A 26,980-nucleotide genomic window follows, 5' to 3' on the forward strand; every position below is an offset into this window, starting at 1 on the left:
CCGTCGCTCGGAGCGAAGAGCAAGAGCTTTCGGTCCGTCCTTCGGCCGGCCCGACCTACCTTTCTTTGCGTGGCCAAAGAAAGGTAGGCCAAAGAAAGGCCACCCCTCGTCCGCGCCCTCTGCGCATCCCTGCGCAGAGGGTCCGCGAGTCTCGGCTGGTGTTCGTGGACAGTGCATCCCTGCACTGTCACGAACATCGCCGGCCTCCCTGCCGGCGCCCCTGCGGGCTGATCGGCCGAGTCTCGCCGCTCCCCAGGGGCCCCGTGAAGAGCGCGGGCTCCTGCTCGCAGAAGCCTGAGCAAGAGCGGAAAGCGGAAAGCGGAAAGCGGAAAGCGGGGGATGCTCATAGGGTGGGCCCTGGCCCACCATGAGCTCCACCCTCGCCCCGGTTGCGCGTCGGCGATACGACAGCTGCCGCTTTGCTACCACGGCTTCCGTTTCAACAAGGCCCCGGGGAACCAACACTGGGTCGATTCCCCATTCCCGATTCCCTATTCCCGGCCCTCAAGAATCTCGTCCGCCAGGTGATCCGCGTCGTACACCTTGCGCAGCGCCTCGATCATCACCGCGCTGTGCACGCTCACCGAACGGTTGATGCGGGCGTCGTACCAGAAGGCACCGCCGAGGCTGTGGATGTTGCCGTCGAACACCAGGCCCACCACCTCGGCCTTGGCATTGATCACCGGGCTGCCGGAGTTGCCGCCGATGATGTCGTTGGTGCTGACGAAGTTCATCGGCAGATCAAGATTGAGCTTCTCGCGCGAGGACTCCCAGCTTGGCGCCAGCTTGTAGGGGTCGGAGCCGGTGGCGCGCTCGTACAGGCCGCGGATCTGCGTCATCGCCGGCACGGTCTCGCCGGCCCACTCCCAGCCCTGCACGGCGCCATAGGAGAGGCGCAGGCTGAAGGTCGCATCCGGATAGACGCCCGTGCCGAGCTGGGCAAAGCGGGCGCGGGCGATCTTTTCGGCAGCCTGCTGGGTCACCGCCTGCACCTCGCGCTCGTAGCGCGCGCGCAGCTCGCGGGCGGCGGGGTCGACGGCACGCGCCAGCGCGATCATCGGGTCGTCCGACTTGGCGATGGCGTCCACCCCGCCTTCCCACAGGGCGCGGCGCACGGCGACATCGCCAAGCTTCGTGCCGCGGATCACCCGCTCGGCCAGCTGCTGCGGGCTGTCCTTGCCCAGCACCTGACGCACGACCGGGTGATCGGCGCCGAGCTCCTCGCGCAGCTTGGACAGGCTCCAGCCGAGCTTGACGATCTCGAAGTCGGGGTAGAGCGGACGCTCGGCGAACAGGCCCTGCTCGACGCGCGGCAGGCCCGCCTCGCCGAACTCGCGCAGGCGCTCGGCGTTCGGCTTGGCACGCTCATCGGCGCCGCGCACCAGGGTGCGGGCCAGGCCGAAGTAGCCGGTACGGAAGCCGCCCGCACCTTCCAGCATGTTGTAGGCGGTCTCGATCTCGCGCGAGATCCGGGTGGCCTCGGCGATCGCCGACCACGGGTCGCCGATCTCCTCGCTCAGCTTCGGGTCGGCGGCGACGAAGGCCTTCAGCGATTCCTCATCCTTGCGCTTGGCCTCGAACACCGCCGGATCGTTGAGCGTGGTCTGGCGGCCGCGCAGGGCCTTGAAACTGTTCTCGACGCCGAACAGGTCGTTCTGCGCCTGCCGGGCCTGCTCTTCGCCCAGCGCACCGAACTGCAGCAGCAGGCCGCGCATCTCGGCGAGGCTCAGCAGGCGGTCGATCAGCGACTTGTCGCGCAGGGCCTCCAACTGGGACACGGTCAGCAGGCGCTGGGTCGAGCCCGGATGACCGGTGATCATCACCAGCTCGCCTTCAGCGGCACCCTCGGGATTCAGCGGGAAGAAGTCCTCCAGCTCGACCGGCTTGCCGTCTTCATAGACGCGCAGCAGGCCCATGTCGAGGTTGTAGCGCGGGAAGTTGAAGTTGTCGGGGTCGCCGCCGAAGAAGCCGGCCGCGAACTCCGGCGCGAAGGCCAGGCGCACGTCCTGGAAGCGGGTGTAGCGATAGAGGTGCTGCACGCCGCCCTGGTAGAGGTCGACCACATCGCAGCGCACGCGGTTGCGGTCTTCGCCGGCGCACTCGGACTCGATCGCCGACTGCGCGGCGCGCTTGGCGTTGGCGAAGGCCTCGCCGGACAGTCCCTTGGTCGCTTCGCTGATGCGGCCGCTGACGTCGCTGATCGACTCCAGCCGATTGATCTCGAAGTTGGGGCACTGGCGCTCGTCGGCGCGGCTCTTGGCCAGAAAGCCATCGCGCATCAGGTCTTCGTCGGCGCTGGACAGATCGCCGATGCAGCCGACGATGCAGTGGTGGTTGGTCAGCACCAGGCCATCGCCGGAGATGAAGCTGCCCGAGCAGCCGCCGGCGAGGCGCACCGAGGAGCGCATCACCTTCTGCACCCAGGCATCGGTCGGGGTGAAGCCGAACTCGGCCTGCATCTGCGCCTTCGGCAGGTTGTCGAGGGTCCACATGCCTTCGGCGGCAAAGGAGGGCGAGGCGATCGCGAGCGCGATGCTGGCGGCGATAAGGCGCATGGGGGCTCCGCAACGGTGTGGGTGAGCCCGCGATTGTAGGCCGGCGGTGAAGCCGCGGATGTGCCGGAAGATTCCGCCCGCCGTCGCGAGGAACACACACTCGACCGAGATCCGTCATCGCCCCCGCGTGCGCAGGCTTTTTGTAGGAGCGAGCTTGCTCGCGACCCGCAGGACTGGTTCGAAGCGCAGGCTGCGTTCGCCTGCAAGCAGGCTCCTACAAGGAGCGTAGACGCACCAACTCCGGGCGCTCGAAGAACACTTTCACGGCGACGCGGGCTGAGATGCGCTCATTCCGGGCCAGCAGCCCGGCTCAGCGGGACTCAGCGACGCGCTGCGCGGCCTGCTCTTCGGGCAGGGCCTGCTTCTGCAGGCGGATCAGGGACCAGGCTGCGAGGCCGAGGCCCGCCGCCAAGGCGGCGCCGGTGAGGAACACGGCTGTTGAGCCGAGCATGGCCAGCCCTTTGTGCAGCCAAACGAAGACAAGGTCGCCGGCGCGGTAGATCGCCGTGTCGATGACGGCCTTGCCCTTGTAGCGCGACTCGCGGTCGACGCGTGTGTAGACCGTCTCGCGCGCGGGCTTGGCCAGCGAGAACTCACCCGCGCGGGTCGCCACCTGCACGATCGCCACGAACAGCGGCAGCGGACTTGCGGCCAGCAGGCAGTAGCCGAGAAAGATCGCGCCGGCGGGAATCAGCAGCAGCGGACCGATGCCGTAGCGCACAAGCAGGAAACGGGTCAGGAACACCTGCACCAGTACGGTGATCAGGTTGATCGCAAGGTCGAGGCGCGAATAGAAGGCGGTACGCTCGGCGTCCGTGCTGAACAGGGTGCGGGCGATGGCGGCCTGTTCGTTGTACAGCAGGGTGCCGACGCCTACGCCGAAAAACATCAATGCCGCCATTGCGCGCAGCACGGGCCGCTCCCAGACAAGGCGCAGACCGGCGAGTATCGAGCCGCCCATGGCCTCCTCGCCGGAACGCGTGCCGTCCTCGATCTCGCGCCGGCGTGCATAAGGCGCCAGCCGCAGGATGCACAGGACGCAGAGGCTGATGAGCACAGCCGAGATCAGCAGCAGATTCGATACGCCGACGCTGCCGACCAGAGCGGCAGTGATACTCGGACCCGAGATCGCACCTGCCGTGCCGCCGACGCCGATGTAGCCGTATAGCCGACGCGCCTCGATATTGCGGAACACGTCCGCCATGTAGCTCCAGAACACGCTGACGGCGAACAGGTTGAACACCGTCACCCAGATGAAGAACACCGTGTTCTTCCACGCGTACTCGCGGTTGAATATCCACCAGAAGCCGATCAGACAAGCGATCAGGAACAAATAGACCAGCGGCAGGAACACGCGTCGCGCGTAGCGGCTGACGATGGCGCCGTAAACGGGCTGCAGCAGCAGCGTGCAGATGAAAGTGCCGGTGAACAGCAGCTGCAGGTTCTGGGTGCTGCCCATCGCGTCGCGCACCGGCCGCAGGATGTAGTAGCCGGTCAGCAGGAAGAAGAAATACAGCGCGGCCCAGATCAGCGGCGGGAAGTCGCGCAGCGCCCCGCGCAGGCCGGCGAGCTTGCCAAGGCTGGCGCCGGCGTCGTCGCGGGCGGACTGTGCTGCCTTGGAAGTGGGCGCGTAGGGGTTCAAAGGGCTCTCGATGGGCGGACCAGTGCTGCAGCGCGCGGACCATACTGCATCCGGGGTGAGGCCTGCGACCTTGGTCGCGCTGGACGGCTTCCGCGGCGCGGATCGAGTCTTTGCTCTAGGCATGGGGTCTAGGGTCCGGGCAGTCTTCAAAAACCCCGCAAACCCGCGCCGCGCCTCGCTGCAGCGCAACATCAGGCTTCCCCATGTACGACTACATCATCGTCGGCGCCGGCTCCGCGGGCTGCGTGCTGGCGAACCGTCTTTCCGCCGATCGCGACTGCAAGGTGCTGCTGATCGAGGCCGGCCCGCGCGACTGGCACCCCTTCATCCACATGCCGGCCGGCATCGCCAAGCTGGTGGGCAAGAAGAACGCCAACTGGGACTACAGCACCGAGCCCGAGGCCCAGCTCGGCGGCCGTCGCCTGTGGTGGCCGCGCGGGCGCGTGCTGGGCGGCTCCAGCTCGATCAACGCCATGTGCTACACCCGCGGCGATGCGCGCGACTATGACGCATGGGAGCAGCAGGGCGCGCGCGGCTGGAACTGGCAGAACGCCCTGCCCGCCTTCCGCAAGGCTGAAGGCAATTCGCGCGGCGCCAGCGCCTTCCACGGCGCTGAAGGCCCGCTCAGCGTCAGCGACCACATCCACACCAATCCGCTGTCGGAGGTCTTCATCGAGGCCGCGCTGCAAGCGGGCCACGCGCGCACCGATGACTTCAACGGCGCGCAACAGGACGGCTTCGGCTACTACCAGGTCACCCAGAAGAAGGGCGCGCGCTGCTCGACCGCCGTGGCCTATCTGAATCCGGTGCGCGACCGACCGAACCTCACGATCGTCACCGGTGCGCAGGCACAGGGCCTGATCTTCGAGGGCCGCCGCGCGGTCGGCCTGCGCTACCTGCAGGGCGCAAGCCCGCGCGAGGCGCGCGCGCAGCGCGAGGTGATCCTCTGCGGCGGCGCGCTCAACTCGCCGCAGCTGCTGATGCTCTCGGGCATCGGCCCGGCCGCGCAGCTGCGCCGGCACGGCATCGAGGTGCGCGTGGACGCGCCCGGCGTGGGCGCCAACCTGCAGGACCACCTCGACATCTGCACGCTCACCCAGGCCAGCAATGACCTGAGCTACGACACGCTCTCGGACATCGCGGTGGCCTGGCAGTACTACCTGTTCCGCAAGGGGCCGGGCACCAGCAATGTCGCCGAGGCCGGTGGCTTCCTGCGCTCGCGGCTGGCCGAGGACGCGCGGCCCGACATCCAGTTCCACTTCGTGCCGGCGATGCTCGACGACCACGGACGCAACCGGCTCAAGGGCAGCGGCTACACGGTGCATGCCTGCTTCCTGCGGCCGAAGAGCCGCGGCCATCTCGAACTCGCCTCGGCCGATCCGAACGACAAGATCCGCATCCACGCGAACTACTTGAGCGACGCCGAAGGCTTCGACCTCAAGGTGATGGTCGAGTGCGTCAGGCTCTCGCGCGAGATCCTCGCCCAGCCGGCCTTCAAGCCGCACCGCAGTCACGAGCTGCTGCCCGGAGACTCAGTGCAGGACGAGGCCGGCATCATCGACTTCATCCGCCGCAAGGCCGAGACCATCTACCACCCGGTCGGCACCTGCCGGATGGGCGAGGACGAGGCCGCCGTCGTCGACTCCGAACTGCGCGTGCGCGGCGTCGACGCCCTGCGCGTGGTCGACGCCTCGGTGATGCCGACGCTGGTGGGCGGCAATACCAATGCGCCTACGGTGATGATTGCGGAACGCGCGGCGGCCTTCATCGCTGCGCGCTGAAGGTCGCCGCGCGTTGGGATTCGGGATTGGGGATTCGGGATTCGTTGAAGAGCCAGGACCATCGCGTGCTTCCTCGAATCCTGTCGACGCGGCCTTCGCCTATTGCCTCAGTCCCAGATCTGCGCGCTCTTGCGGATCCCGAATCCCTTATCCCGAATCCCAGCTCCAAAGCGAATCCCGAATCCCGAATCCCCAATCCCGGCTCTTAATCAGGCCACCGGCGGCAGCGGGCACCTGAGATACGCGCACACCGCGCGCAGCAGCTCGGCTTCTTCGAGGCTGACGCGCTGGTCGTGGGTGATGGCGACGACCAGGGCTTCGATCAGCAGGCGCTTGCCCGGCGGGTCGACGCGATTGAGCGTGGGCAGGGCCTGGTCGAGGCGGTGCTGCCAGTCCTGCGGGGGCGTGTAGGGCCGCGCCAGCTGCGGCAGCGCCGCGTGCAGGGCCGACAGATAGGCGCGCCGCGCATCGGCTTCGCTGTCGTGACCGTACCAGGCCAGCACCGCCAGCAGGTCGGCTGCAGCATCGCCGGCCTCACTCAGCTTGATCAGGCGCTGGCGGGCACGCGCGCGCGGATCGATGCTGTCCTCGATCTGCCGGGTCAGCAGCAGGCCGGTGACGTATTCGAACAGCTCCAGCTCGCCGTCGGCGTGGATCAGCGCGTCGGCGGCATCCACCAGGCGCTGCTGGCCGACCCGACCAAGATGACGCACCGTGCCCAGCGCCAGCAGCAGCACCGGCAGACGCAGCGCCGGGTGCAGGCCGATCAGCAGGGCTGACTCGACCTGCACTTCCTCGGCCGCGCCGGCGCCGAGCAGCTCGCGCACCGCATGCAGCTGCTGCGCGCGCAGGCGCTCCTCGCGATCCAGCAGCAGGCCGAGCAGCAGGGCCTGAGCCCGCTCGGGCTGCTGCAGGGCCAGCTCGATGGCCGGCGGAATCGCCGCGCGCAGATCACCGGCACGCAGGAAGTCCTGCGCGTCGGGCGCGCCGATCTGTTCGACCACGCGCTCGCCCTGCAGCCCGATCGCCGCCTCGCGCGCCGGCAGCTCGCCGCGCTGGCGCTGGGCCAGTCCGAGCGCGACGTCCTCGTCCATGCCGCTCGGCGGATTCGCCAGCCACTGCGTCTGCAGGCGCTTCAGCTCGGCCGGGTTGAAGCCCGGCTCCAGCGCCTTGATGCGCTCGTGCAGCGGCGGGTGCGTCGCGAACAGGCCGGCGAAGCCCATGCCCTCGCCGAACAGCATGTGCGCAACCTCCTCGGTCTCGGCCGAGGCCAGTTTCGAGCCTGCGGGCAGGCCGCCGATCTTCTTCAGGGCGCCGGCGATGCCGTGCGTCTGGCGGGTGAACTGCACGGCCGAGGCGTCGGCCAGGAACTCGCGCTGACGCGACACCGCGGCCTTGATGAGACGGCCGAAGAACAGGCCGACATAGCCGACGATCATCAGCACCAGGCCAACGGCGACAATCGGACCGGCGTCGCGGCTGCGGCTGCCGCGGGTGAGCTCCAGCACGCGGCCGCCGATCACGCCCAGCGCCAACACGCCGAACAGCACGCCCATCAGGCGGATGTTGAGCCGCATGTCGCCGTTCAATACATGACTGAACTCATGCGCGATCACGCCCTGCAGCTCGTCGCGGTTCAAGTGCATCAGCGCGCCGCGGCTGACCGCCACCGCCGCGTCGCCGGGCGCATAGCCGGCGGCGAAGGCGTTGATGCCGGGCTCGTCCTCCAGCACGAAGATCGCCGGCACCGGCAGCGAAGACGCGATCGCGATCTCCTCGACCACGTTGCGCAGGCGGCGCAGCTCGGGGTCGCGGGTGTCCTCCGAGATCTCCCGTCCGCCCATCGCCCGCGCCACCGTCGCACCGCCACCGCGCAGGCTGGCGATGCGATACAGCGAGGCCGCCGCGATCACCAGGGCGGTGACCGCGGCGGTAAACAGCAGCAGGCCGCTGAACTCGCGCAGCACGCCCAGCGCGCCGCCCATCCGCTCCAACTCGCGGGCATCGGCACCCATCAGCAGAAGCAGGAAGATGCCGCCGCAGACCGCCGTGACAATGGCCAACACGGCGCCGATGAACAGCAGCAGAAGCCGCTTCGACTGGCTGCGGGCCTGGGCCTGGCGTTCGAAGAAGTTCATGGGCGTGCGCTCGTTCGATGCCTCAGAACTGCACCTTCGGCACCTCGCGCTTGTGCGCCTCCTCCTCGCCGATGCCGAGCAACGCCGCCTGCTGGAAGTTGAAGGTGCCGGCGAGGATGTTGGCGGGAAAAACCTCGCGCTGGTTGTTGTAGGCCATCACCGCATCGTTGAAGGCCTGGCGGGCGAAGGCGACGCGGTTCTCGGTCGAGGCCAGCTCTTCGGTCAGCTGCGCCATGTTGGCGCTGGACTTCAGTTCGGGATAGGCCTCGGACAGCGCGAACAGGCGACCCAGCGCGCCACCGAGCGCGCCTTCGGCCTGGGCCAGCTGCTGCATCGCTGCCGGATCGCCGGGATTGCCCTTGGCTGCGTTCAAGCCGCCGATCGCACTGTTGCGCGCGCGGATCACCGCCTCCAGCGTGTCGCGCTCGTGCTGCATATAGGCCTTCACCGTTTCGACCAGGTTCGGTATCAGGTCGTGACGACGGGTCAGCTGCACATCGATCTGGGCGAAGGCGTTGCGGTAGCCGTTGCGGCGGGTGACGAGGCCGTTGTAGATGCCGACCGCCCACAGCAGCAGTGCAATGCCGACGCCGAACACCACCAGCAGGAACAGGAACGCGATGGACATGGCTTCTCCTTGGACGTGAACACGGGATCCGGGTCGCGGGTGTGCGGCCGGGCGCGCGGGCTAGAATGCGTGTGCTTTGACCGCCGCGCCAGCCTGGACCCGCCGTGCCGACTCGACCCCGCCGCAAGCCCCATGTGACATCGCGACTCGCCCTCGGCCTGGGTCTCGCCTTCGCCAGCCTGTCGCCGCTGGTGTCCGCCGAAGTGAGCAGTGCGCCGGTGCGCCAGCCCACGGTCGAGATCACCGCCCAGGCGACCCGCGCCGAGGACACCGCCCGCGACATCGAGCGGCTGGCCGAGCGACTGGTGCGCGAGTACGGCGTGGTCGGCATGGCGGTGAGCGTTGTCCACGGTGATCGCGTCCTGCTGGAGCGCGGCTTCGGCCACACCCAGGCGGGGCGCAGCGAAACGGTGGAGGCCGACACGGCCTTTCGACTGGCTTCGCTCTCCAAGGCCTTTGCCGGCACGCTTGCGGCGCTGCTGGTCGAAGAGGGCGCACTGAGCTGGGATACCCGCGTCGCCGACCACCTGCCCGCCTTCGCGCTGGCGCGCGCCGACACCGCGATGGGCACCACTGCCGCCGACCTGTTGAGCCACACGGTCGGCCTCGGCTTCCACACCTTCGATCGCGAGCTGGAGGACGACCAGCCCTATCCACTGCTCGCGCAGCGGCTGGGTGAAGCACCGATGCTGTGCCCGGACGGGCGCTGCTACGCTTACCAGAACATCGCCTTCAGCCTGATCGGCGATCTCGCCTTCGCGGTGACCGGCGACTTCTTCACCCACCTGGTCGAGAAGAAGATCTTCCATCCGCTCGGCATGTACGGCGCCACCTACGGCCGCGAAGGACTCGAAGGCAGCCCGAGCTGGGCGCGCCCGCACGTGATGGCCGGTGGACGCTTCGTCGCCCTGCGTCCGAAGGAGAACTACTACCGCGTACCGCCGGCGGCCGGCGTCAACGCCAGCGCGCGCGACATGTCGCAGTGGCTGATGGCGCAGATGGGGCGGCAGCCCGAGGTGCTCTCGCCGGCGCTGCTGGAGGAGATCCAGAAGGCGCGCGTGGCCACTCCCAGCGAACTGCGCTCGGTCCCGTGGCGGCGCGAACGGCTGCGCGCCGCGCACTATGGACTCGGCTGGCGCGTCTTCGACTACGCCGACGAGACCCTGGTCTTCCACGGCGGTGCGGTGCAGGGCTACCGCGGCCTGATCGGCTTCCTGCCCGAGCACGGGTTCGGCATCGCCATCCTGGTCAACTGCGAATGCCGCCTGCAGAGCGGCCTGCTGCCCACCGCGCTGGACAGCTTCCTCGGCCTGCCGCGCAAGGACTGGATGGAGCTCGACAAACAGCCGCGCCGGCGCCGTCGCTGAAGCGCTCGCGCACCTCCAGCTCTGGCCATGCTGGCATTCCGCTCGCTCGCTGAGTCAGCGCCCAGCAGTCGGATGGCGTGGCTTTGCACGGTCGGACGGCGAGGCGAAGGCGACGCGCCGCGATCCGACACCGCAGAAGAAACCCCGGCGCGCAGGACGCACCGGGGTTGATGTTCTGCCGTGAGGGCGGCGGCGAACGCCGCCTCACCGGCGAGCACGAGGCTCGCGACTTCAGGCAGCAGGTGCAGCCGGCGGCGGCACGAGCGGAGCAGCAGGCTTCTTCTTTGCAGCCGGCTTCTTGGCGGCCGGCTTCTTGGCCGGAGCGGCCTTCTTGGCAGGGGCCTTCTTGGCCGGTGCAGCCTTCTTGGCGGCGACCTTCTTGGCCGGCGCTGCCTTCTTGGCGGCAACCTTCTTGGCCGGAGCCTTCTTCACCGCGGCCTTCTTGACCGGCGCGGCCTTCTTGGCGGCGACCTTCTTGGCCGGAGCCTTCTTCACTGCTGCCTTCTTGGCCGGAGCGGCCTTCTTGGCAACAGCCTTCTTGGCCGGCGCAGCCTTCTTGGCAGCGGCCTTCTTGGCCGGTGCAGCCGCCTTCTTCGCAGCAGCCTTCTTGGCGGGAGCCGCAGCCTTCTTGGCGGCAGCCTTCTTGGCCGGAGCGGCCTTCTTCGCAGCAGGTTTCTTGATAGCCATCGTCGGGTTCCTCGTCAGGGTTGATCGCAACACTTCAAAACACGCGTCCTGCGGCGCGGACATCCGGTTCCGCCACCACTCCACTCCCGGACACCGCGTCCGGTTCCGCGTCTGGACCCACTCCATGGGCGCCCAGCCGATCACGCGCGGCGACATCGAAGCCACCACGCCGGAAACAAAAGGCGAGAGCTGCGGCAGCCGCCGCGAGCTGCGTGATGCGGCCCGGGTTCGGACCGCGGATCCGGCGACGCACCGATGACGGTGACGTTCCGGGCGAGCGTGTTTTCCGAAGAGAACGCGACACCTCCCTTTGCAGGGAATTGCAGAGCACGCTCTGCCGGATGCCGTTTCGATGGCTCGCTATGTTCGATGCCATGTGTTCTGTTCTTGACACGCTGCGCGAAAGCTAATCAGCGCTTTTCGCAGTGTCAACAGAGTGCGCGCATCGAACGCGCTGAAAGCGTTCGCACAGGCGGCTTTGCGGGCTCTCAGGAGGCCTCGTCGGGCGCCCCGAGGCCACCTCTTCCGCTTCGCTAAGTACCAGAACCAAACGCGGGAAGGCTTGGCATTACTCGATTTGCGGGAACGACGCTGGCGAAATCGCGCGAGCGCATGCGCAGCAAGCCAGACGCCTCGGACGTGTGGCGAACGCATGGCTTCGATTCATCCCGCAGACGCGTGGCGATGCCCTGTTTGCGCAAAAGTGCGCAGACTTGCGCGCGGTTCGCGCGCATCGACCTGCGCTTCGAGCTCCACTTCGATGCACGCGCAAGGACATGCCGGAGCGAGATCGAGCGCGCCGCACCTGCGCTCCATGGACGCGGGCTCGATGCATCCCGCCACCCGCAGCCGCCCGCTTTCGCCGCCGAGGGCACGGCCACCCATGTGTCTCCGAACAACAGCATTGATCGCCGCGGGCCACAGCTCCGATCAAGCACTGGCTCCACAAAAGCGAACGGGGCGCAGTGCGCCCCGTTCGTCGATCCCGTCTCCGCTGGCGCGGAGCGATGGACCATCACTCCTGGATCAGCTCTTCGTACTCGTCCGGCCCCAGCAGCTCGCCCAGCTCGGCGATATCGGTGGGCTGCAGCACGAACAGCCAGCCCTTGCCGTAGGCGTCGCCGTTGATGGTCTCGGGTGCGTCGGCCAGCTCTTCGTTGATCGCGACCACGGTGCCGGACACCGGCGCATAGACATCACTGGCCGCCTTGACCGACTCGACCACCGCCACGCCCTTGCCGGCCTCGACCTCGTCGCCGACGCCGGGCAGCTCGACATAGACCAGATCACCCAGCGCAGCCTGCGCATGGTCGGAGATGCCGACGGTGATGCGACCGTCGTCCTCCAGTCGCGCCCACTCGTGGGACTTCAGGAACTTCAGGTCGCCGGGAATCTCGCTCATGGGTCTGCTCCTTGGCAGGCGTGGTTCGGTGTGGGGGCGATGCGCTGCGGCGTCGCGGGCGGCGCGAGTTTAGCAGTGGAGTCCGTTGCTTCAGATGCCCTCGCGCGGCTTGCCTTCGCGCACGAAGGGCGGCGTCACCTGGCGCACCGGCACGTCGCGACCGCGGATGTCGACCGCGATGGCGCCGGGTTCGCCGGACGGAACGCGGGCGAACGCGATCGCCTTGCCCAGCGTCGGCGAGAAGGTGCCCGAGAGAATCTCGCCGTCGCCGTTGGCGGTGCGCACGGTCTGGCCGTGGCGCAGCACGCCCTTCTCGTCGAGGACAAGACCGATCAGCTGGCGCGGCGCGCCGGCGGCCTTCTGCGCTTCCAGCGCGGCGCGGCCGATGAAGTCGCGGCCTTCGTCGAGGGCAATGGTCCAGGCCAGCGCGGCTTCCCAGGGCGTGGTGTCCTCGTCCATGTCCTGGCCATAGAGATTCATGCCGGCTTCGAGACGCAGGGTGTCGCGCGCGCCGAGCCCGCAGGGCTTCACGCCGACCTCCAGCAGGCGATTCCACAGCGCCACTGCCTCGCCTTCCGGCACGATGATCTCGAAGCCGTCTTCGCCGGTGTAGCCGGTGCGGGCGATGAACAGGCCATCAGCCTCGGCGGCGGCGAACTTGCCGACCGGTTCGAGCGCCGCGCGACCTTCCGCGCTCAACAGACCCAGCACGCGCTCGCGCGCCTGCGGGCCCTGCACCGCGATCATCGCCAGCTCCGGGCGCTCGCGCACCTCGATACCGAACGGCGCCGCCTTGGCGGTGATCCACGCCATGTCCTTGTCGCGGGTGGCGGCATTGACCACCAGGCGGAAGAAGTCCTCGGCGAGGAAATAGACGATGAGGTCGTCGACCACGCCGCCGCGCTCGTTGAGCATGCAGGAGTACAGGGCCTTGCCCGGCTTCTTCAGCTTGTCGACCGAATTGGCCAGCAGCTGGCGCAGGAACGCGCGCACGTGGGCACCGTGCAGGTCGACCACGGTCATGTGCGAGACGTCGAACATGCCGGCGTCGCGGCGCACCTGGTGGTGCTCCTCGATCTGCGAGCCGTAGGCGATCGGCATGTCCCAGCCGCCGAAGTCGACCATGCGGGCGCCGAGTTCACGGTGGCGGGCGTTCAACACGGTCTGCTGGCTCATCGGTGGCTCCGGTGCGGGGTTGGATTCAAGGAGTCTGTCGGACTTTGGATGGCCGGGCTGCAAATCCGTCTGCGCGGTCCATTCTTCCGCCGATTCTTGACCCATGGCGCTGCCATGGGCCTGCAAATCGCCGGAAACCTGTCCTCATGCAGCCGAACTTTCGCCTCGACCTCCAAAGCCCGACAGGCTCCTGGGAACAGGTGGAAGCGGCCGCGCATTATCGAGCTTCGTACGTGCAGGTAAACCCTTCGGCGCCGTAGGGCATCCGGGCACGTATGCTCAGCACCTCCCTGCCACTGCCTGCGATCACGTCCGTGTCCGCATCCGATCCGAACCCGGCCGCCGCGGACACCAATGCGAGCGCGGGCGTGGCGGGTGACGCGCTTGCACCGCTGGCGCGCCGGGCGGCGGCCGGAGACGTCGGCGCCTTCGAGGCCCTGTACCGCGCCGAGCATCGGCGCCTGTACGCGGCGATCTGGCGGCTGGTCGGCGGCGTCGATGCACGCGCCGAGGAGCTGACCCAGGACGCCTTCGTGCGCGCCTGGAAGGCGCTGCCGGAGTTCCGCTTCGAAGCGCCGGTCGGCGCCTGGCTGCACCGGCTGGCGGTGAACACCGCGCTGATGGACCTGCGCGCTCGCCGCGAAGCCGAGGACCTGGAGACCGACGACGCCCTGCTCGAGCTGCAGGCGGCACCGCGCCAGACCCAGGAACACCGGCTCGATCTGCAGGCCGCCATCCTCAAGCTGCCGCCGCGCGCGCGCGCCGTGCTGCTGCTGCACGACATCGAAGGGCTCACCCACGAGGAGATCGGCGCCGCCCTTTCGATCGCCGCGGGCAGCTGCAAGGCCCATCTGCATCGCGCCCGCCAGCAGCTTCGGCGGGCGCTGGGAGAACACGCATGAATGCCTCACCGACCGAGAATGCCGATCGCCTCGACGACGCCGATCGCGCCTGGCGCGCGCGCCTGCAGGGCACCGCACCGCAGCCCGCGTTCACCCCCGATCTGTGGCCGGCGATCGCCGCGCGCCTGGAGCCGCGTGCATCGTTGCCACACATCGGCAGCGCGCCGCTCGCCGCCATCGCCGACGCCGCGCGCCGCGGCCGTGCGCGGCGGCGCACCCGCCTGCAGTCGCTGTTGGCGGTCGCCTGCCTGCTGATGCTGGTGGTGCTGGCGGCACCGCTGCGGCCGCTGCAGCCCGAGCCCGAAGCCTCGCTGGCGCAGGCCCATCCGCTCGACACCCTGCTGCTGCGCGAGGCCGAGGGGCTGGAACGCGAATACGCCGCCGCCTTCGCCCAGTTCGAAGGCGCACCGCTGCCCGCGGCCTACGCCGCCGGCCTGCAGGCGCTGGACATCGAGGGCCGCCGCATCCATGACGCGCTTCTGCACAGCCCCGACCAAGCGCAGCTGCTCGACCAGCTGCGCCGCGTGCACGAGCGTCGCCTGCAGCTGCTGCGGCGCAGCCTCGAAGCCACGGCATGAGCCGACCCCAGCACGTCGCGCGCGCAACCACCGCGCGCAGCTACCCCCTCACCTCTGGAGAACCCGACGCCATGAACCGATCCCTTCATCACCTGCCGCTGCGCGCCCTGCTGCTGGTGCCGCTGCTGGGCAGCCTGCCGCTGGCGCAGGCGCAGACCGCACTCGACGAAACCCGCACCCTGGCGGCCGACGCCCGCGTCGCCGTCAGCAACGTCAAGGGCAGCATCCGCATCGTCGGTGGCGACGGCGACACCCTGCGCCTGCGCGGTGAACTGGGCGCGGACGCGAAGCTCAAGCCGCTGGGCGACGATCCGCGCAGCCTGCGCATCGAAGTGGAATACCCCAGCAGTTCCGGCTGGGGCTGGGGCGCCTCGCGCGGTGGCGATACCCATCTGGAGGTCGAACTGCCGCGCGGCGTCTCGCTCGACGTGGAGTCGGTCAGTGCGGAGATCGAGATCCGCGGCGTCAGCGGCGAGCGGATCAAGGCGTCCTCGGTCAGCGGATCGATCGAACTGCGCGAGAGCACGCCGCAGCGCCTCGACCTCGAAACCGTGAGCGGTGGCCAGCGCATCGACAGCGCGGCGCCGGAGATCAGCCTGGAGTCGGTCAGCGGCGCCATCGAGATCGACGCCCGCGGCGCCCAGACGCTGCGCGCCGAAGCGGTGTCCGGTGCGGTCGATGTGCGCCTCTCGCAGCCGATCCGCGAGCTGCGCGCCGAAACCGTGTCCGGCCGGGTGCGGGTGCTCGGCGGGCCAAGCGCGGACGGCAGCCTGCGCATCGAGACCCTGAGCGGCGCGCTGCGGCTGGAGCTGCCCGCCGAGACCTCGGCGCGCATCGAAGCGGAGAGCTTCAGCGGCCGCATCCGCAGCCCGGTCGGCGAAGTCGAGCGGCCGGAGTTCGGGCCGGGCTCCAGCCTGGATGCGCGACTCGGCGACGGCAGCGCGCGCATCCAGCTGGAGACTTTTTCCGGCGCGCTCGACATCAGCCTGCAGGGCGATCGCTGATACACCCGCGGACTGCGAGGCCCGCGCGTCGCGGGCGACTCGGATCAAGTCCATTGGGGCCTTGATCCGGGGTCACGCCCATGATGGCGCGCGGCCACGCTGTATTCCTCTGCCTAGCCTTGGTTCAGCGGCGGACGGCGCGACTGCGTTGACACAGCTGCAGCAGCAGCATCGAGCTCGCCGGCCACAGCAGCAGCCAGAACGGCCACCAGCCGATCAGTGGATCGGCGCCGCGCAGGCCAGGAAACAGGGCCAGACCGATCGCGCCGCAGCACAGCCAGAAATAGAGGAAGGGCGCGAGCAGATCGCAGAGCGCCGACGGGGCCTGAACCCTGCGGCGCTCCAGAGGCAGGGCCGCAAGCGCGGTGGGCAGCAGGGTGCGATCACGCAGCAGGGACATGGCGGACTCCGGACGGTGGGTGTCAGGCAGCCTCGCCGCGGTCGATCTCAGCAGCTGAGAACCCACGGCGCCCCTGCTCGCGGACGCTTCGTGTTCGCCGACGGACGGCACCCGCCGGAACTCAGCGCTCGCGCTGCCCGGCCTCGAAGGCCTCGATGGCGTTGACGGTGCACTGCCGGCCCAGCTCGATCAGCTCGGCGGCGCGCCAGAACTCGTAGAAGGCGCAGCGGTCGCGCGGCATGCGGATCAGCAGATCCGGCGGATCCAGCGCCAGCTGCATGCGCGCGATCTGTGCCTGCATGGTGTCGAGCGCGCGCCCCATCAGATCAACCAGGCCGGGCTGCGCGTGGCTGACCTCGGCCTCGGGCTTGCGCGCATCGCTGAAGCTGGCGCTCAGGCCTTCGATGAAATTGGCGATCCGCGCGCGGTAGCCGAGATCGGCTTCGGCCTGAGGGTCGGGCGCGGGGTCCTTGGTCGCGACCGTCGCGCGCGGCAGCCGAGCGGCCGGCGGCCCGTTGACGTCGATCGCGATGACCAGGTCGGCGCGCATCAGCCGGGTGGCGGCGATCGGCACCGGCGCCAGCAGGCCGCCGTCCACCAAATCGCGGCCGTCGATGCGATGTGGCGTGAACACCATCGGGATCGCAATCGACGCGCGGATGGCGTCGAACAGCGGGCCCCGGTGCAGCCAGACCTCGCGCTGGGTCTGCAGGTCGGTGGCCACCGCCGTGTAGGGAATCGGCAGGGACTCGATCGCATGCTCGCCGACCAGATCGCGCAGCGCGCCAATCACCCGCTCGCCGCGGATCAGGCCGGGAATGCCGAAGGTGAAGTCGAGCAGGCGCAGCACGTTCGAGCGCTCCAGCGCGCAGGCCCATTCCTTGTACTCGGCGAGACGCCCGGCGGCATGGATGCCGCCGACCAGGGCGCCCATCGAAGAGCCGACGATGCCGACGATCTCGTAGCCGCGCTCCAGCAGCACTTCGACCGCACCGATATGGCCGAGCCCGCGCGCGCCGCCGGCGCCCAGCACCAGCGAGACGCGCCTGCGCCGGGCCGGCTTCGCCACCTCAGTCGCCATAGGCGGCCGCCGCCAGCTTCAGCAGGATGCGCGCTTCCTGGCGCAGCGGCGGCGGCGCCATCACTTCGGCATCGGGGCCGTACTTGAGGATGTCCATCAGCAGCTCCTTGGGATTGCTGTAGGGCAGCTTCAGCTCGTAGCTGCCGTCCTCCAGGAAACGGCCCTCCTGCTTGGAGTGCCAGTGCTCCTCGGCGACCCAGCGCGCGGCATGCGGCGAGAAGCGGATCGTCGCCACCGCCTTGGGCGTGCCGGAGAAAATGCCGTAGCTGGACGAGAGCTGCTGGTCGAGCTCGGCCTCGGCCATGTCGATGGCGGTCTCGTCCTGCACCCGCGGTGCGCGGATGCGATCGAGCGCGAAGCTGCGCAGACCTTCGCGCTCGTGGTCGAAGGCATCGAGGTACCAGTGGTTGCGGTAGTGCGTCAGCCGCTGCGGCGACACCTGCCGGCGGGTCGGCGTGTCGGTCGAGCGTGCGCGGTAGTCGAAGCTCAGGCGCCTGCGCTCGAGCACAGCGCTGGCAACCGCGCGGAAGCTCTGCTGGTCCAGCGGGCGGGTGCCGTGACCGACCACCCGCACCCGCTGCAGCGGCCAGCGCTTGCCGCCGCTCTGTTCCGCCAGCAGCGCGTCGATGCGCCCGCGCAGCGGCTCGATCGCCTCGCTGAGCACGCCGGCACCGGTGCGCTCCAGCAGCTGCTGTGCCGCCAGCAGGGCGTGCAGTTCATCGGAGGTGAGCCACAGCCCCGGCAGCTCGAAGCGCTCGCCCTCGTCGTCGGCGTAGCGGAAGCCCGAAGGATCTTCGCTGGACTCGATCGGCGCGCCGAGGCTGTCGCGCAGGAAGGCGATGTCGCGGTAGAGGGTGGCGCGCGAGCACTGCAGCTCGTCCATCAGGCGCTGCGCCGATACCGGATAGCGCGCGACCTTGAGGATGCGGTGGAGGGTGAGGGTGCGTTCGTGGCGGTCCATGGGCGGCTATTGTGCCGCAGCGGCCCGCTGCGGCGATGCAGCGCGCACCCCGCCCGCGGCCTCGGTATGCTGCGCGCCCCGCACTTCGTCACGAGCCGGAACAAGCATGCGCATCGCCTCCACGCCCCGACTCCTCGCCGCGATCGTCCTGGGCCTGGGTCTCGCCCAGACGGCACCCGCCGCCACCTTCATCGTCGACTCGGCCGAAGACAGCGGTGAAGGCAGCCTGCGCGAGGCGATCGGCCTCGCCAATGCGGCGCCGGGGCCGCACAGCATCGTGATCCAGCTGCCGGGCAGCAATGTCACCCTGAGCCTCGCCTCCGCCCTGCCGGTGATCACGACCTCGGCGCTCAGCGTCAGCGCCACCAACAGCCCGGGCTTCCGCATCGATGGCCAGACCTTCCACCGGATGTTCGAGACCGGTGCCGGCAACCAGAGCCTGGAGCTGATCGACCTGCACCTGCGCCGCGGCAAGGCCACGCGCGGCGGCTGCGTGCTCGGCCACGCCAGCGCGCAGGCCAGCCTGCGCATCGAGCGGGTCCGCTTCGAGGCCTGTACCGCCGAGGGCAGCGCGGGCGAGATCGTCGGCGGCGCGGTGTTCCAGCCGCAGGTCGCGAGCCTGGAAGTAGTCGCCAGCGTCTTCGTCGACAACCTCGCCATGGGCCCCAGCGCCGGCGGCGGCGCGATCGCCACCCAGGCCGCCTCGGTCGACATCCGCGACAGCCGCTTCGAGCGCAATGCCGCGCTCGGCAATGCCGGCAGCCTGAGCGCCGGCGGCGCCCTCGCCCTGAGCGTGCCCGAATTCGGCAATGCCTTCCTCAAGGGCAACCGCTTCATCGACAACAGCGTCGATGGCGTGCAGGCGGCGATCGGCGGTGCGGTCGCGGGCAGCTGTCCGCAGTGCGTGATCCGCATCGAGCAGGGCTACTTCGGCGGCAACAACGCCCGCAGCGGCGGCGCGCTGTCGATCCTCTCGCTGGTGGCGCAGCCCTTCCCGCCCGCACTGGGCCTGGAGAACCTGACCTTCGAGCGCAACATCGCCAGCGTGCGCGGCGGTGCGATCGAGGTCGGCGGCTTCTCGCTGGATGCGCGCAACCTCAGCCTGCAGCGCAATCGCGCGCCCGGCGGCGGCCACCTGGCAGCCACCGGCGCACTGGTGATCGATCGCTTCACCGGCTCCGTGCTGGCGGCGACCGACGCCAGCGCCGGCGGCAGCGCGTCGAGCTGCGACTTCAGCGGCGCGTCCGTGGTGGGCGGCGGACTCCTCAACGGCAACCTGTTCGCCGAATCCGCCAGCTGCGGCGCGCTGACGGCGAGCGGCAGCCAGCCCATCGCCAGCAACCAGTTGGGCAGCCTGGATACCAGCGGCGGCCTGATGCCGGTGCTGGTGTTCGGCCCGAGCAGCGGCGTGATCGACAGCCTGGCGAGCTGCCCCGCCGAAGACGCGCGCGCCAACGAGCGCCCCATCGACGGCAACGGCGACGGCGACCCGCAGTGCGACGTCGGCGCCTACGAGCACCCGGGCTCGCCGGAGATCTTCCGCAACGGATTCGAGGCCGCGCCCTGATCCCTTGCTCGAAGGCGCTGCAGCGCGGCTGCGGATAACGACGGCTTGCCGGATCCCTAACCCGCCTTTAATGCGCGGATCACCAGCATGCGCGCTCCTTCACATCCGGCCGCCGCATGCCCCGCCTCGCCGACGCCCTGCATCGTGCGCCGAACCCACCGCCCCGCTCGCGTCTGCAGCGGCCGCTGCCGGACTGGCTGCAGCGGCCGATCGGCGCCGGCGCGCTCACCCTGGGCGTGCATGCCTTGATGCTGCTGTGGCTGCTGGCGGGCGATCGCCAGAGCCTGCCGCCTGCGGCAGAAGAAGCGCTGCAGATCGAATGGATCGTGCGCACACCGGCGGTGTCGACGATTCCACCGATGCCGGTGGCGCCCGTGCGCCCTGCCGACTCGCGGGTGCGCTCGGCGGCAGTGACGCCCGCACGCAGTCCGCAGCCCCTGCTTGAGGTCGAGGAAGCGCCAGCACTCGACGCGCCGCCACCGCCCCGACCGGCGCGGCCGCTGTCCGCGCAGATCGGCGCCTTCGTGCGCGAGGGCGCGCCCGCTGCGCAGTACGAACGCGGTCCGCTGGACCGGCCCTCGCAGGTGCTGCCGGGTCGCGGCGAGGCCTTCGTCGACGGCTTCCATGTGCGCGAGGAGCTGAGCCCCTCCGATCGCGCGCAGAGGGTGCTGAGCCTGGTCGGTCTCGGCGGCGGCGGCGGCGCCACTTGCGCCGATCTGCGCCGCAAGATGGTCTCCGACATCAGCGATGAAGAGCGCCGCAAGCTCATCGATGACGAGCGACGGATCTGCCGGCGCGGACAGGCCGGCACCTTCCGCTGAACTGCGGCCTCAACGCTCCAGGCGGTAGTTCACCGAGCCGCGGGTTTCGCGCTGGCTGGCCTCGACCTGCAGGTCCCACTGCTCGGTCAGCAGGTACTTGATGCTGAACACCTGGCCGTCGCCGAATAGAGCGACGCCATAGGCCACGTACAGGCGCGGCGACAGGAACTTGCCGAGCATCAGCGCCGAGCCGCCGAGCGCAGCGGAGTCCTCGACGCTGGCCTGGTCGAAGCCCAGACGTGCGCCCAGGCGCTCGGCGATGAAGTTGCCGCCCGCGCCCAGCGCCGCAGCGGCGGCATTCAGCTGCTGGCCCTCACCGCTGCGCACCGCGCGCACCGGCCGGCCGAGCATCAGGTAGCTGAGCACGTCGGCCTGGTCGAGGCTGGGCTGCGACCACAGCCCGAGCACCGGCGCCGCCGCCGTGCCGGTCACGCGGATGCCGACCGTGACCTCGTCGATGCGTCGTTCGGCGCGGATGTCGAGCCCGGGGTTGTCCAGCGGCGACTGCGCGAAGGACAGCCGGCCGCGGGTGATGTCGAGGTCCTGGCCGTAGGCCTTGTAGCGACCGCTGACGTTGAGGCTGCCGCTGGCATTCGTGGTGCGGCCGGGGCGGTCGCGCACGCGCAGCTCGCCGCTGACCCGACCGTTCAGGCCAAAGCCTTCGAGCTCGACGTCTTCGCCGAGCGCGAGCCGCACGTCGGCATCGATGCGCTGCGCGGCGGCCACCGCGCGCTCGGGCTGGGCCGGGTCCAGCACCACCACGTCGCTGCTGACCTGCTGGCTGCCCTCGAAGCGGTCAAGCCGCACTTCGGCGCGCGGCACCTGCACGCGCCCGCGCAGACGCAGCAGCTCGCCGCGCTGCTCCAGCTGCAGTTCCGGTGAAGCCACCAGGCGCACCTGCGCGGTGTCCGAGAGCAGCACCTCGCTGCCCTCGATCTCGATCCGCAGCGGCTGCTCGGCCGCGTCCGACCAGTCGAGCCGGCCGCGCCCGCGCAGTTCACCTTCGGAACGGAAGGCGAACTCCAGATCCGCCGCACTGGCCCCATCCAGCCGCAGCTCGACGCGCCCCTCGCTGGGGCGGATGCCCAGCGCCGGCAGCTCGGCAGCGAAGCCGCTGAGCCGGGCCCCGCCCTGCAGCGCGGGCGCCGCCAGCGGGCCGTCTATGGTGAGCTCAGCGCTGAGCCGGCCGACCGGGGCGATCACCGCTTCCTCGCTGAGCAGTTCCAGCACGCCGAGCTGGTCCAGCAGCAGCGAGAGCTGGCCCTCAAGGCGCGCGTTCTCCGCGCCGACCTCCAGCGCCCGCAATTCGCCCTGCAGCCGACCCTCATCGCCGAAGCGCGCGCCGACCTGCAGCCGCAGCTCGGCCGGATCGCCCTCGACCGCGAGCTCCAGCGCGCTCCACGACAGCAGCGCGCGGCCCTCGCCCTGGCCCATGCGCAGCTCGCCCTGCGGCGAGCCGACGCGGCCGTCGATGCGCCAGCCGCTCGCGTTCGAGCTCAGCTCCAGTGCGCCGTCCAACTCGCCCTGCCAGCGCGGACGGCTCGACCCCACACGTTCGATGACCAGGCCCATCGGCAAGGCCAGCGGCACCTGGTCCAGCTGCAGGCGCGCGCGCAGATCCTCGGCGCTGGAACCCTCGGCGGACAGACACAGGCTGCCCAATGCCCGGCCGTTGCCACCGCCAGTGCCGACAGGTGCAGCGCTGGCCTGATCTGCTGCCGACGCATCCGACGCAGCCGTGTCGCCGGTGCCCGCCATTGAACGCTGCCAGCCGCGCTGCCGCCCTTCCAGGCAGAAATCGTCGACGCGGATCCGCCGCGCGCCGAGCTCGATCGCCACCGCCTCGGCCAGGCTCCAGTCGCCGCCGCTGCCACGACGATCCGGCGCGCGCCATTCGAATTGCTGCAGACGACCCAGCCAGCGCTGCTCGTCCTCGCGCCAGCCGCCGGAGAACTCGAGACTGAGGCCGCCGCCATCGACCTGCTGGCGCAGTGCCAGCGCATGCGCGCCGACTTCGCCGCGCAGCTGCAGGGCGAGTGCGCCGAGCTCGCGACCGTCGAGGCGGGTCCGCGCGGAGTCCAGCTGCAGCTGCAGCGGCGCCTCGGGCTGCAGGCCAGCTTCGCCCTGCAGACGAACCTCGCCGAGCTCCGCACCTGCGGCGGCGAGCTCAGCCGCACTGAGATCGATGCCGAGGCGCGGGGCCTGCGGCGTACCCGACAGCTGCAGCCGACCGCTGAGCGCGCCAGCCAGGCCCTCGGCGAGACCGTCCAGCTGCAGGGGCTGCAGGTCGAGCTGCGCGCTCAGGCGCTCTCCCAGCGTGGCGTTGCCGCGCAGTGCGCTCTCGCCCCAGCGCAGGTCGAGCTCGGCCTCACCGGCGGCGACCGGCAGGGCGGCATCGGCAGCGGACGGTGCGCCGCTCCAGCGCGCTGCGATGCGCCCCCCCAGGCTGCGACCGCGCAGTTCGCCAGCGAGCGCATCGAGCCTGAGCTCGCCCTCGCGCAGCGCCGCCGACTCGGTGCCCGCGCTGGCAAGGCGCGCCGACAGGCGGCTGGGCCAGTCCGGCGCCAGCAGGCCGGCATCGAGCTCGGCCAGTTCGGCTTCGATCTTCCAGCGCAGGCCATCGGACCAGTCGAGCTCGCCGTCCGCGCGCAGGCGACCGTCGTCGGTGCGCAGCTCAAGCGCCTGCAGCAGGGCCTGCTCGCCGCGCAGGCGCAGGCCGCCGCGCAGCGCGCCGGCCAGCTCACCGCGGGCGAGCTCCACGGCCAGGTCGAGCTCGGCATCGTCGAAGGCACCCTGTCCACTCAGCCCGCCGTCCAATCGCAGCGGCGGCGCTTCGGAAAGCGGCAGGTCGAAACGCGTGAATTCGAGCCTCGCCTCGAAGCTCGCCGGCAGCTCCGTCGGCGGCAGCTGCAGCCAGCCCTGCAGTTCGGCGCGACCATCGCCCTGCTGCAGGCGCAGGGCGTCGATGTGCAGGGTCGAGGCCTCGGCGCGCAGCGTGGCGGCATCGAGCACGTAGGCGCGACCGTCGACGCTGAAGCCACCCGCGAGTTCGGCGCGGTCCAGCGCGCCCTCGCCCTGCAGCTGCAGATCGGCAAGTCCGACAGGCCACAGCGCACGCAGGGCTGGCGGTGCGGCGGGAACGCGCAGATCCAGACGCCACTGCGGATTCGGCAGGCCCTCGCGCAGGTCGGCATCGAGCGCGACGTCCGGCGCATCCGGCAGGCGCAGCTGCAGGCGCAGCGCCTGCAGCGCGCCCTCGATGCCGGCCTCGAAGGCCTGCGGCGCCTCCAGGCCGGCGCGCCATTCACCGGCCAACTGCAGGTCGCTCTGCCAGTCGCGCAGGCTGTCGACCTCGCCCTGCGCGCGCAGCTGCAGCAGCGGCGAGTCCAATTGCAGTTCGCCCAGACGCAGCTGACCGCCCTGCAGCTGCAGGGCCGATACGGCGATGCGTTCGGCTTCGAACAAAAGAGCGGGGTCCGCCGCGGGCGCCGACTCTGGCCCAGGCGCACTGCCCGCATCGGTCGCGGGCTCGGAGGCGCGCTCGATGCGCAGCGCGCTCAGCGCGGCGGACGCGATCTCGATATCGAGCGGCAGCACCAGGCTGGGCAGCGACTCCGGCAGGCGGATCTCGAAGGTCGGCGCCGGCTCTGTCTCCGCTTGATCGGACGGCAGCAGGACGCGGATGCCCTCGGCCTCCAGCCGCTCGACGCGCAGCCGGGCGGCCAGCGCCTGACCAAGAACGGCGCGCACGCGCAGTCGATCGACATCGATGCTCAGGCCGTCCTGCGCATAGCGCAGGCCCTCGAACTCCAGCCCCTGCGCAAGGCTGCCGCGCTGGGCGCGCCATTCCAGGCTGCCGGCCGGCAGCAGGGCCTGGGTGCGTGCGAGCGCAAAGCGCGCGCCCGACTCGCTGGCGAGCAGCCAGACGCCCAGCAGCACCAGCGCGAGCACCAGCCCGCCCAGCGCCAGCGCCGCCCACAGCAGCCAGCGCCGCGCCCGGCTCACAGCTCCGGCCCCAGGCTGAGGTGGATCTGCAGCGATTCGCGCGGGTCATCGAGCCCACGCGCCAGATCCAGCGCCACCTGGCCCACCGGCGAGCGCCAGCGCAGGCCGAGGCCGGCGCCACGCCGCGCGTCGACGCGACCATCGTTGAAGGCGCTGCCGGCGTCCATGAAGACGGCCGCGCCCCAGGTCTCGGTGAACATGCGTTCGTATTCGAGGTTCGCCACCACAAGGTTGCGCCCGCCGATCGGATTGCCGCTCGCGCCCAGCGGGCTGATCTCCTGGTAGCCGTAGCCGCGCACGCTGCGGTCGCCGCCGGCGAAGAAGCGCAGCGAGGACGGCAGGCGCAGGAAGTCGCTGGAGAAGGTGCGCCCCAGCTGGCCGCGCAGCAGCACCCGGTTGCGCTCGCCGAAGCCGCGGATGTAGCGGGTTTCCAGCAGCAGCTGGGTGAAGTCGGCGTCCGAACCCAGGGCGCTCAGCCCCTGCTTCAACTCGCCGGTGAAGCTGAAGCCACGCGTCGAGTAGTTGGGATCGTTGTAGCGCTGCCAGCGCGCGCGCAGGGCCGGGTAGACGAGGGTCGAGATTCCGCTGGTCTCGAGGTTGCGCTCGACGCCGATGGCATAGCGTTCGCGCAGAGCGTGCAGACCCAGGGCCAGGCTCCAGTCGCCGATGCGGCCGATGCGCGCGGCCGAGAGCTCCGCGATTTCGCTGTCGACCAGTTCGCTCTCGTCCTCACGGTAGCTGGCGCCGAGCTGGTACCAGCCGTGGATCGGCGCGAAGGCGGGGATGCGGTACAGCGTGTTGAGCGCGCTGCGGCGCTGGGCGAGATCCAGGCTGGAGCTGAACTTGTGGCCGCGGGTGTTGACCCAGCGCCGGTCCAGGCCGAGCTTGAGACCGGCCCCGGAGTCGGTGCCGAAGCTCACGCCGGCGGTGTAGATGTTGCGCCTGGCCGGCGCCAACTCGACCTGTACCGGCACATCGAGGGTGTCGGGCTCGGGTTCGGGGCGGATGTCGATGAAGCCGAAATAGTCGAGATCGCCCAGCCGCTGGTGCAGCTTGAGCAGGGCATCCTGGTCGAAGGGCTGACCCGGCTCGACATCGACCCAGCGCTCGACCAGGCCCGGATCGAGATGGCTGCCGTCGATCGCCAGCGTGCCGAAGCGGTAGCGGGCGCCACTTTCCCAGCGCAGGCGGATCTCGGCGCGACTGTCGGCGCGGGTGACTTCGACGCGGTTCTCCGCAAGCCGCGCATCGAAGTAGCCGCGCGCCGCCAGCTCGCGGGCAATGGCCGCCTTGCCGCCCTCGTAGCGTCCGTGGTTCATCAGGTCGCCCAGGCGCGGGCGGAAACCTTCGATGGCAGCGACCACGCGCGGGTCGGTGCCGGCCTCGCCCTCCACCTGCACGTCGAGCGCACGCACCCGCACCGGCGGGCCGCGCTGCACGTTCAGGCTGACCACAAGGCCTGCGCTGGTCTCGTCGACCTGCACATCGACATCGACGGCGTAGTAGCCGAAGGGCTCCAGCGCACGCCGCACCTCGGCCGGCGCCCGCCGCAGCAGCAGCGCCATGCGGCCGCGGCCGACGTCCTCGCGGTCGGCCTCGTCGAGCTGGAACAGGCCCACCTGGGCACGCACGTTGTCGGCCTGGCTGGCGCTCAAACCGCGCACGCGCACGCTGGCAAGTCGAACCGGCTGACGCTCGCGGCGCAGCTCGGCAGCGGCGGCCGGCTGCTCCGCTGTCGCGGCTGCAGGTCTTCGTGCGCCCTGTGCGGGCGCATCCACGGCGACTGCCCACAGCGGCAGGCAGAGCAGCAGCAGGGGAAGACTGGAACGAGCCAAAGGGCCGGGGACTCCGGTGGCGACAGGCCGGCAGGATAACCAGTCCGGGCCGCGCGCAAGTCAAATCCGCATTCAGGCAGGCGAGGCAGCGGCCCAGCGCAAGCGCAAGCACTTGGGATGCACGCCCGGCTCGCGGACAATGGCGGCCCCGCGCCCTGCGCCGCCCCCAGAACCCCGCCCATGAGCCTGAACCAGCGCCTTGCCTCCGAACTCGACGAGATCCGCGCGGCCGGACTGTTCAAGTCCGAACGCATCATCGTCTCCCCGCAGTCGGCCGAGATCGAGCTGGCCGACGGCCGCCGGGTGCTGAACTTCTGCGCCAACAACTATCTCGGCCTGGCCGACGACGCCGGCGTGATCGAAGCCGCCAAGCACGCGCTCGACACCCACGGCCACGGCATGGCCAGCGTGCGCTTCATCTGCGGCACCCAGGACCTGCACAAGCAGCTG

The 26,980-nt window shown here is 70.2% G+C and carries 20 protein-coding genes and 1 pseudogene; 9 read left to right on the forward strand and 12 right to left on the reverse strand.

All coding sequences use genetic code 11. The features are described 5' to 3' along the window. Positions 1–491: 491 nt before the first annotated feature. The gene (locus tag Q0654_RS04125) at positions 492–2,555 is read right to left on the reverse strand and encodes a S46 family peptidase (protein ID WP_298850756.1); all 2,064 of its coding nucleotides are present in this window, start codon (positions 2,553–2,555) and stop codon (positions 492–494) included. A 310-nt stretch (positions 2,556–2,865) separates the two neighbouring features. Then, a complete protein-coding gene (locus Q0654_RS04130) occupies positions 2,866–4,197 on the reverse strand; it encodes an MFS transporter (RefSeq protein ID WP_298850758.1) in 1,332 nt (443 codons plus the stop codon). Positions 4,198–4,400: 203 nt separating this feature from the next. Between Q0654_RS04130 and Q0654_RS04135 the strand changes: the two genes are divergently transcribed. Continuing rightward, positions 4,401–5,978 carry a choline dehydrogenase gene (locus Q0654_RS04135; RefSeq protein ID WP_298850761.1) on the forward strand — a complete coding sequence of 526 codons (1,578 nt, stop codon included), beginning with the start codon at positions 4,401–4,403 and terminating at the stop codon, positions 5,976–5,978. Between the two features lie 209 nt (positions 5,979–6,187). On the opposite strand, the gene Q0654_RS04140 is transcribed toward Q0654_RS04135, so the two are convergent. Further along, complete coding sequence (locus Q0654_RS04140; protein ID WP_298850763.1) at positions 6,188–8,116, reverse strand: M48 family metallopeptidase; 1,929 nt, start codon at positions 8,114–8,116, stop codon at positions 6,188–6,190. A gap of 22 nt (positions 8,117–8,138) precedes the next feature. Next, positions 8,139–8,744 carry a LemA family protein gene (locus tag Q0654_RS04145; protein ID WP_298850765.1) on the reverse strand — a complete coding sequence of 202 codons (606 nt, stop codon included), beginning with the start codon at positions 8,742–8,744 and terminating at the stop codon, positions 8,139–8,141. A 134-nt stretch (positions 8,745–8,878) separates the two neighbouring features. On the opposite strand from Q0654_RS04145, the gene Q0654_RS04150 reads away from it, so the two are divergent. Then, entirely contained in the window at positions 8,879–10,111 is a 1,233-nt protein-coding gene (locus tag Q0654_RS04150) for a serine hydrolase domain-containing protein (protein WP_298850767.1), read from the forward strand. A gap of 231 nt (positions 10,112–10,342) precedes the next feature. Here Q0654_RS04150 and Q0654_RS04155 read toward each other — a convergent pair whose 3' ends face one another. Then, the gene (locus tag Q0654_RS04155) at positions 10,343–10,861 is read right to left on the reverse strand and encodes a histone H1-like repetitive region-containing protein (protein ID WP_298850771.1); all 519 of its coding nucleotides are present in this window, start codon (positions 10,859–10,861) and stop codon (positions 10,343–10,345) included. A gap of 61 nt (positions 10,862–10,922) precedes the next feature. Between Q0654_RS04155 and Q0654_RS04160 the strand changes: the two genes are divergently transcribed. Then, positions 10,923–11,057 (forward strand): hypothetical protein, encoded by a 135-nt coding sequence (locus tag Q0654_RS04160; protein ID WP_298850772.1) that lies wholly within the window; start codon positions 10,923–10,925, stop codon positions 11,055–11,057. A 756-nt stretch (positions 11,058–11,813) separates the two neighbouring features. On the opposite strand, the gene gcvH is transcribed toward Q0654_RS04160, so the two are convergent. Both gcvH and gcvT read right to left on the reverse strand, forming a co-directional pair. Further along, a complete protein-coding gene (gcvH, locus tag Q0654_RS04165) occupies positions 11,814–12,200 on the reverse strand; it encodes a glycine cleavage system protein GcvH (protein WP_298850774.1) in 387 nt (128 codons plus the stop codon). Between the two features lie 90 nt (positions 12,201–12,290). Then, positions 12,291–13,376 carry a glycine cleavage system aminomethyltransferase GcvT gene (gcvT, locus tag Q0654_RS04170; RefSeq protein WP_298850776.1) on the reverse strand — a complete coding sequence of 362 codons (1,086 nt, stop codon included), beginning with the start codon at positions 13,374–13,376 and terminating at the stop codon, positions 12,291–12,293. 314 nt (positions 13,377–13,690) lie between these two features. Here gcvT and Q0654_RS04175 point away from each other — a divergent pair, with 314 nt between their 5' ends. The 3 genes from Q0654_RS04175 (at position 13,691) to Q0654_RS04185 (ending at position 15,860) form a co-directional block, all read left to right on the forward strand. Beyond that, entirely contained in the window at positions 13,691–14,278 is a 588-nt protein-coding gene (locus Q0654_RS04175; protein WP_298850778.1) for an RNA polymerase sigma factor, read from the forward strand. Beyond that, the gene (locus tag Q0654_RS04180) at positions 14,275–14,856 is read left to right on the forward strand and encodes a hypothetical protein (RefSeq protein WP_298850780.1); all 582 of its coding nucleotides are present in this window, start codon (positions 14,275–14,277) and stop codon (positions 14,854–14,856) included. The genes Q0654_RS04175 and Q0654_RS04180 overlap by 4 nt, the downstream gene beginning before the upstream one ends. 71 nt (positions 14,857–14,927) lie before the next feature. Continuing rightward, positions 14,928–15,860 carry a DUF4097 family beta strand repeat-containing protein gene (locus tag Q0654_RS04185; RefSeq protein ID WP_298850782.1) on the forward strand — a complete coding sequence of 311 codons (933 nt, stop codon included), beginning with the start codon at positions 14,928–14,930 and terminating at the stop codon, positions 15,858–15,860. A gap of 124 nt (positions 15,861–15,984) precedes the next feature. Here Q0654_RS04185 and Q0654_RS04190 read toward each other — a convergent pair whose 3' ends face one another. The 3 genes from Q0654_RS04190 to Q0654_RS04200 all read right to left on the reverse strand — a co-directional run bounded on the left by Q0654_RS04190 (position 15,985) and on the right by Q0654_RS04200 (position 18,302). Beyond that, positions 15,985–16,260 carry a hypothetical protein gene (locus Q0654_RS04190; RefSeq protein ID WP_298850784.1) on the reverse strand — a complete coding sequence of 92 codons (276 nt, stop codon included), beginning with the start codon at positions 16,258–16,260 and terminating at the stop codon, positions 15,985–15,987. 121 nt (positions 16,261–16,381) lie between these two features. Next, entirely contained in the window at positions 16,382–17,329 is a 948-nt protein-coding gene (locus tag Q0654_RS04195) for a patatin-like phospholipase family protein (RefSeq protein ID WP_298850786.1), read from the reverse strand. A gap of 1 nt (position 17,330) precedes the next feature. After that, positions 17,331–18,302, reverse strand: coding sequence for a YafY family protein (locus tag Q0654_RS04200; RefSeq protein WP_298850789.1), 972 nt, complete (start codon positions 18,300–18,302; stop codon positions 17,331–17,333). Positions 18,303–18,408: 106 nt separating this feature from the next. Between Q0654_RS04200 and Q0654_RS04205 the strand changes: the two genes are divergently transcribed. Together Q0654_RS04205 and Q0654_RS04210 are read left to right on the forward strand one after the other, a co-directional pair. Beyond that, entirely contained in the window at positions 18,409–19,869 is a 1,461-nt protein-coding gene (locus Q0654_RS04205) for a choice-of-anchor Q domain-containing protein (RefSeq protein ID WP_298850792.1), read from the forward strand. A gap of 116 nt (positions 19,870–19,985) precedes the next feature. Then, positions 19,986–20,690, forward strand: a complete 705-nt coding sequence (locus Q0654_RS04210; RefSeq protein WP_298850795.1) for a hypothetical protein — start codon at positions 19,986–19,988, stop codon at positions 20,688–20,690. Between the two features lie 9 nt (positions 20,691–20,699). On the opposite strand, the gene Q0654_RS04215 is transcribed toward Q0654_RS04210, so the two are convergent. Together Q0654_RS04215 and Q0654_RS04220 are read right to left on the reverse strand one after the other, a co-directional pair. Then, complete coding sequence (locus Q0654_RS04215) at positions 20,700–24,695, reverse strand: translocation/assembly module TamB domain-containing protein (RefSeq protein WP_298850797.1); 3,996 nt, start codon at positions 24,693–24,695, stop codon at positions 20,700–20,702. Then, positions 24,692–26,530, reverse strand: coding sequence for an autotransporter assembly complex family protein (locus Q0654_RS04220; protein ID WP_298850799.1), 1,839 nt, complete (start codon positions 26,528–26,530; stop codon positions 24,692–24,694). Before Q0654_RS04220 ends, Q0654_RS04215 begins: the two co-directional genes overlap by 4 nt. Before the next feature lie 180 nt (positions 26,531–26,710). Here Q0654_RS04220 and Q0654_RS04225 point away from each other — a divergent pair. Next, positions 26,711–26,980 (forward strand): annotated as a pseudogene (locus tag Q0654_RS04225) (glycine C-acetyltransferase); the annotation flags it as partial.

The organism is uncultured Aquimonas sp. (assembly GCF_937888285.1).
In the GTDB taxonomy this organism is placed as follows: Bacteria; Pseudomonadota; Gammaproteobacteria; order Xanthomonadales; family Xanthomonadaceae; genus Aquimonas.

Excerpts from the sequence above, each read along its gene's own strand:
- Q0654_RS04125 (WP_298850756.1), bottom strand. The coding sequence starts at position 2,555 with ATGCGCCTTATCGCCGCCAGCATCGCGCTCGCGATCGCCTCGCCCTCC.
- Q0654_RS04135 (WP_298850761.1), top strand. The coding sequence starts at position 4,401 with ATGTACGACTACATCATCGTCGGCGCCGGCTCCGCGGGCTGCGTGCTG.
- Q0654_RS04140 (WP_298850763.1), bottom strand. The coding sequence starts at position 8,116 with ATGAACTTCTTCGAACGCCAGGCCCAGGCCCGCAGCCAGTCGAAGCGG.
- Q0654_RS04145 (WP_298850765.1), bottom strand. The coding sequence starts at position 8,744 with ATGTCCATCGCGTTCCTGTTCCTGCTGGTGGTGTTCGGCGTCGGCATT.
- Q0654_RS04155 (WP_298850771.1), bottom strand. The coding sequence starts at position 10,861 with ATGTCCGCGCCGCAGGACGCGTGTTTTGAAGTGTTGCGATCAACCCTG.
- Q0654_RS04160 (WP_298850772.1), top strand. The coding sequence starts at position 10,923 with ATGGGCGCCCAGCCGATCACGCGCGGCGACATCGAAGCCACCACGCCG.
- gcvH (WP_298850774.1), bottom strand. The coding sequence starts at position 12,200 with ATGAGCGAGATTCCCGGCGACCTGAAGTTCCTGAAGTCCCACGAGTGG.
- gcvT (WP_298850776.1), bottom strand. The coding sequence starts at position 13,376 with ATGAGCCAGCAGACCGTGTTGAACGCCCGCCACCGTGAACTCGGCGCC.
- Q0654_RS04180 (WP_298850780.1), top strand. The coding sequence starts at position 14,275 with ATGAATGCCTCACCGACCGAGAATGCCGATCGCCTCGACGACGCCGAT.
- Q0654_RS04185 (WP_298850782.1), top strand. The coding sequence starts at position 14,928 with ATGAACCGATCCCTTCATCACCTGCCGCTGCGCGCCCTGCTGCTGGTG.
- Q0654_RS04190 (WP_298850784.1), bottom strand. The coding sequence starts at position 16,260 with ATGTCCCTGCTGCGTGATCGCACCCTGCTGCCCACCGCGCTTGCGGCC.
- Q0654_RS04200 (WP_298850789.1), bottom strand. The coding sequence starts at position 18,302 with ATGGACCGCCACGAACGCACCCTCACCCTCCACCGCATCCTCAAGGTC.
- Q0654_RS04205 (WP_298850792.1), top strand. The coding sequence starts at position 18,409 with ATGCGCATCGCCTCCACGCCCCGACTCCTCGCCGCGATCGTCCTGGGC.
- Q0654_RS04210 (WP_298850795.1), top strand. The coding sequence starts at position 19,986 with ATGCCCCGCCTCGCCGACGCCCTGCATCGTGCGCCGAACCCACCGCCC.